The 5,487-nt window shown below is 43.1% G+C and carries 6 protein-coding genes and 1 pseudogene; 3 read left to right on the forward strand and 4 right to left on the reverse strand.

The features are described 5' to 3' along the window. From QZZ35_RS08600 to QZZ35_RS08615, 4 genes and pseudogenes are all read right to left on the reverse strand, one after another. A pseudogene (locus QZZ35_RS08600) lies at window positions 1-230 on the reverse strand (HD domain-containing protein); the annotation flags it as partial. After that, on the reverse strand, window positions 230-784 hold the full coding sequence (gene folE / locus QZZ35_RS08605) for a GTP cyclohydrolase I FolE (protein WP_291237029.1): 555 nt from the start codon (window positions 782-784) through the stop codon (window positions 230-232). The gene folE and the pseudogene QZZ35_RS08600, both read right to left, overlap by 1 nt. A gap of 66 nt (window positions 785-850) precedes the next feature. Continuing rightward, the gene (locus QZZ35_RS08610) at window positions 851-2,152 is read right to left on the reverse strand and encodes a bifunctional folylpolyglutamate synthase/dihydrofolate synthase (RefSeq protein ID WP_291237030.1); all 1,302 of its coding nucleotides are present in this window, start codon (window positions 2,150-2,152) and stop codon (window positions 851-853) included. 9 nt (window positions 2,153-2,161) lie between these two features. Beyond that, the gene (locus tag QZZ35_RS08615) at window positions 2,162-3,364 is read right to left on the reverse strand and encodes a class I SAM-dependent rRNA methyltransferase (RefSeq protein WP_291237031.1); all 1,203 of its coding nucleotides are present in this window, start codon (window positions 3,362-3,364) and stop codon (window positions 2,162-2,164) included. 111 nt (window positions 3,365-3,475) lie between these two features. On the opposite strand from QZZ35_RS08615, the gene QZZ35_RS08620 reads away from it, so the two are divergent. The 3 genes from QZZ35_RS08620 to QZZ35_RS08630 all read left to right on the forward strand — a co-directional run. After that, window positions 3,476-3,868 (forward strand): putative ABC transporter permease, encoded by a 393-nt coding sequence (locus tag QZZ35_RS08620; protein WP_291237032.1) that lies wholly within the window; start codon window positions 3,476-3,478, stop codon window positions 3,866-3,868. 74 nt (window positions 3,869-3,942) lie between these two features. Further along, entirely contained in the window at window positions 3,943-4,827 is an 885-nt protein-coding gene (locus QZZ35_RS08625) for a DMT family transporter (RefSeq protein WP_291237033.1), read from the forward strand. Further along, window positions 4,820-5,487, forward strand: a 668-nt coding sequence (locus QZZ35_RS08630) for a DMT family transporter (RefSeq protein ID WP_291237034.1), incomplete at its 3' end; no start/stop codon positions are given. The genes QZZ35_RS08625 and QZZ35_RS08630, both read left to right, overlap by 8 nt.

A 5,487-nucleotide genomic window follows, 5' to 3' on the forward strand; every position in this document is an offset into this window, starting at 1 on the left:
CCTGCCGCATAGATGACATCCTTCGCATAACCTGCACCGGTCTCCATATTATCAATATAAGCGATCCGGGACACATCCAGCAGATGCTCCATCCCATGACGGCAAAAAATTCTGTCCTTTTCCAGTTCACGAATCGATTCCATAGATTTTTTAAATTCCGGGTGGGACACGATCTTTTGAATGCGCACCATATTTCCCGGAATTGTATTAAATTTATCTGAATTTTTCATTATTTCACCATATTAAATACCATCTGCTGCAACTCCGGATTATGTTCAAATTCTCCTCTGCACACATAGGTCATCGTCTGGCTTCCCGGCTTTTTAATGCCGCGCATCGTCATACACATGTGCTCTGCCTGCAAAATGACCATCACACCCTTCGGTTTTAAACTGGTCATGATTGCCTCTGCAATCTGAGCCGTCATCTGTTCCTGAATCTGGGCTCTTCTGGCAAATACATCCACAGTCCGGGCAAGTTTGCTTAACCCTACAACTTTATCATCTGGAATATAGGCAATATGTGCCTTTCCGTAAAATGGCAGCAAATGATGCTCACATGTCGAATAAAATGTAATGTCCTTTTCCAGAACCAGTTCATTATTGATTGCAGGAAATGTTTTCTCCAGATGAACAGACGCATCCTGATCCATGCCCCCATAGATTTCTTTATACATATTTGCTATGCGCTGAGGTGTCTCAACCAATCCGGGACGTGTAATATCTTCACCGATTCCCTCAAGAATCAATCGTATACCTTCCTCAACTTTTTTCTCATCAATCATATCTGCTGCTCCTTCTATAACATGATGTTGATGTCAAAAGCATAATCTTTTGACACTGGTATTTATTTACTCAAGTATATCACATATTGTCGAAATAGTTGATAAAGAACCAAAAATAATTATCACACTATCCGAATCTGCTCTCTTTTCAGCCTCTTTCAAAGCATTTTCCGCTGTGTTCCCATCCACTGCATCCGGGAAATAGCTTTTTGCCGCCTCAGCAAGTTTTCTGCTATTAAGTCCTCTGGCATTCTGTGGGGTAAAAGCAATCAGGCTTTCCGACAGTCCGCTCATGATGTGTAATATTTCTCTGTAATCCTTATCCGCAAAAACACCCATCATAAGCACTTTTCGCTTATCCGGAAAATAAGCTTCCACTGATTCTCTCAGGCTAACGGCTCCCTCCGGATTATGCGCTCCGTCGATAAAAATGCACGGCACTTTTGACAGACATTCAAACCGTCCCCTCCACCGGGCCTTCGACAAACCTTCCGCAATAAATCTGCCCATCTCTTTATCCAATTTCATTGCCCGTATAGCTTCTATAGCCAAACAGGCATTATCGACCTGATAGGTCCCAGCCAGATGAATCATAAGATTCTTATCATCTTTATAATCAAATACCTGTCTCGCCTCAAACAGATTTTCTGTCTCCTGCAGCTGCCGCTCTTTTATGAAAATAGCCTCTTTATTTAAAATCTTATAAAAAATATGTTCTCTCTCACATTTCAGGCGAAGCACTTCCATAGCTTCTTCCTGCTGGGAATAAAAAACTGCCGGTGTTCCCGGTTTTAAAATTCCGGCCTTCTCACCTGCAATCTCAGCCAGAGTATTTCCAAGCTGATTCATATGATCCATAGAAATGGATGTGATCACGGTGAGCACCGGTTTTTCCACCACATTTGTCGAATCCAGTCGTCCGCCCATACCTGTTTCAAGCACAACATAATCACAACACTGTTGTTTAAAATACCAGAATCCGACAGCCGTCTCAATCTCAAAGACCGTCGGACATTCCAGACCGTCTCTCTGCATAGATTCACAGCAGGAACGGACAATGCTCATTCCTTCAGCCAATGCCTCTCTTTCAATATACCTGCCGTTTATCTGAATGCGCTCTCTATAATCATATAAGGTTGGCGATATATATCGTCCAACCTTATAGCCTGCCGCCTCTAATATGGCCGAAATAAAAGTGCAGACAGATCCTTTTCCGTTTGTTCCGGCAACATGAATAATTTTTAATTCCCGCTCCGGCCGACCCATACGATCCAGTAACTCTTCCATACGGTCCAGTCCAAGAATGATTCCAGACATCTCCATCCGGCGGATCCACTGCATCGTCTCTTCGTAAGTCATCTGTATCATGTCCTGCACCTACTTTTCGTCACAAACCTGGAAAATATAAAATTTAAGATAATAAGACTCGTCTGCCGACCATAAAATCGGATGATCCGGAGCCTGTGTCTTAAATTCCACCTGTCTCAGCCGTTTGTGGGCACTCCGTGCTGCCTGCCGGATCGTTTCTGTAAAACGTTCAAAATCCATAAAATGGGAACAGGAACAGGTTGCGAGATATCCGCCATCTTTTACAAGCTTCAATCCTCGAATATTAATTTCTCTGTAGCCCTTCACCGCATTTTTAATTGAATTTCTCGATTTTGTAAATGCAGGCGGATCAAGTACCACAAGATCAAATTTCTTACCCTCTGCCTCCAGCTGCGGCAGATATTCAAACACATCCGCACAGACAAAATCCACAAAATGATCCACACCGTTTAAAACCGCATTCTCCCGTGCCTGATTGACAGCAAGCTCAGATGCATCGACACCTGTCACATGAACCGCACCTCCGAGAGCCGCATTCAGTGCAAAGGATCCGGTATGTGTAAAGCAGTCCAGAACTTCATAGCCTCTGGAAAGGTTTCCTACAGCCTTGCGATTCTCCTTCTGATCAAGGAAAAATCCGGTTTTCTGTCCGTCTTTTACATCCACCAGATATTTCACACCATTCTCAATGATCGGTACCTTTGTGTCAAAGGGTTCTCCGATAAATCCTTTTACCCGCTCCATACCTTCCTGCTGACGGACTTTCGCATCACTGCGCTCATAAACGCCGCGGATGTGTACACCGTCTTCTTCCAGTACTGATTTTAAAGCCTCGATAATCTTCATCTTATACTTATCAATTCCAAGAGCTAAAGACTGTACAACAAGCACATCTGAAAATTTATCCACCACAAGCCCCGGAAGGAAATCCGCTTCACCGAAAATAAGACGACAGCATCCGGTATCGATCACTTTCTTTCTGTATTCCCAGGCATCCTTCACACGCATACGAAGAAAATCATCATCAATCTCCTGATCCACATTCCGTGTCATCATTCGAATACGGATCTTAGAAGCATCGTTGATAAAACCGCGTCCCATCGGATAACCGTCAAAATCCCGAACGATCACATCACATCCGTTCTCATAAGTTCCCATAATTGAATCTATTTCATTGTCAAAAATCCAGGCGCCGCCGGACTTAATCGTCCTTCCTTCGCCTTTTTTTAATGTAATCACAGGCATTCCCATATTTTTCCCTCTTTTTTCTTATTTATTATTTACTTTACCATTCTACTTTAATGTAATCAAGATTTTTTTGAATTGATGTATATTTTGTCCACTTACTGTCATAATATATCTATGAAGAAAAATTTTATTCTTTGTGGTCTGGCAGGTTGGTGTATGGAAGTACTGTGGACCGGACTGGGTTCCATAGTGTCACGTGACCCCAAGCTGACCTGCCGGACTTCTGTGTGGATGTTTCCAATCTACGGATTGGCTGCTTTTTTAGGACCCATCGGCAGAAGATTGAAAGACAGAAATCTGCTTTGCAGAGGAGGCTTATATACACTGCTCATTTTTGTCACAGAATATACCAGCGGTGCTATTCTGAAAAAATTTCACCGATGCCCCTGGGATTACAGCGGACAGCCGGCCAATATCCGTGGTCTCATTAACCTGTGCTACACACCCCTTTGGTTTTGTGCAGGTCTCTTCTTTGAAAAAATCTTATCTTTATCGGGGAAAAAATGATTTTTTCCCCGATTTACTTTTATCCTTTTCTGTTCTATAATGAAAAAGTTAAACTAGAATACGAGGTGAATATTATGACAAACAAGCAAAAGGGCATTGCATGTATTCTTATATCTGCCTTTTCTTTTGCATTAATGAATTTATTTGTCCAGCTTGCAGGCGATATTAATCCGATTCAGAAAAGTTTTTTCAGAAATCTCATCGCCTTTTTATTTGCCGCTTCCATTTTGTTAAAAGACCGGGATTTTTCATTTCAGAAACGAAATCTGAAATTTCTCATTCTACGTTCTGCACTTGGAACGATCGGCATTTTATGTAATTATTATGCGCTCGGGCATCTGCTCTTATCCGATGCCTCCATGCTCGGAAAACTGGCTCCCTTTGTTGTCCTGATCTGCTCCTACATTTTCCTGAAAGAAAAGATGACAGGTTTTCAGATTTTCAGCATCATTGTTGCCTTTATCGGAAGTCTTTTTATTATCCGGCCCGGATTTTCCCTGACGGAAATGCTTCCCGCATTAATGGGACTTGCAGGAGCTATCGCAGCCGGCGGTGCCTACACAACTGTCCGATACCTTGGCCTGCGCGGTGAACGAGGACCTTTTATTGTCTTCTTCTTTTCCGCTTTTTCATGCCTTGCTGTTCTTCCATATATTATAATAAACTTTGAGCCAATGACATTAAAACAGCTCGGCATGCTGCTCATGGCAGGTCTCGCAGCTTCCGGCGGTCAGTTCGGCGTAACCTACGCCTATAAATATGCACCGGCCCGGGATATTTCTATTTATGACTATACCCAGGTCATTTTCGCTGCAATCTTTGGCTTTATTGCCTTCGGACAGCTCCCTGATGGTATGAGCCTGATCGGCTACTTCATCATCTGCGGTATTTCTGTTTTAATGTACTTATATAATATGGGACATTTAAACTTACGAAAGGATACATCACATCATGAATAAAACTAAAAATACATTCCTTCTCCTTTTGACAGCCTTTATTTGGGGCGTAGCCTTCGTCGCACAAAGTGTGGGCATGGATTATGTCGGTCCCCTCACTTTTAACGCCTCCCGCTTTATTATCGGTGCGATCTTCCTTATTCCCTGCATCGCATTTCTTGATAAACTAAAAGAAAAAGAAAATCAAGCCGCCTGTAAAAATATCCCGGCGGCCCCTCAGAATAAAAAAGTATTGATCACCGGCGGTATCTGCTGCGGTATTGCCATAGCCGCCGCCAGTACTCTGCAGCAATACGGCATTGCATACACAACTGTGGGAAAGGCCGGATTCATCACCGCCCTTTATATTGTCATCGTACCGATCCTTGGCATTTTTCTTAAAAGAAAACCGCGTCTGATCATCTGGTTCAGCGTCCTTCTGGCTCTCGTCGGACTTTACTTTTTATGCATGACCGACAGTTTAAGCTTCAGCAAAGGCGATACTCTTGTACTTTTGTGTGCTTTTGTATTTTCCTTACATATTATGATCATTGACCACTTTTCTCCAATGGTTGACGGCGTCCGCATGTCCTGCATCCAGTTTGCCGTAGCCGGCGTCCTCTGCGGCATCCCTGCACTGATTTTTGAACATCCAACATTTTCATCTCTCATTGCAGCATGGGC

Origin of the sequence: Frisingicoccus sp., from assembly GCA_016298055.1 — a bacterium.
GTDB lineage: Bacteria > Bacillota > Clostridia > Lachnospirales > Lachnospiraceae > Frisingicoccus.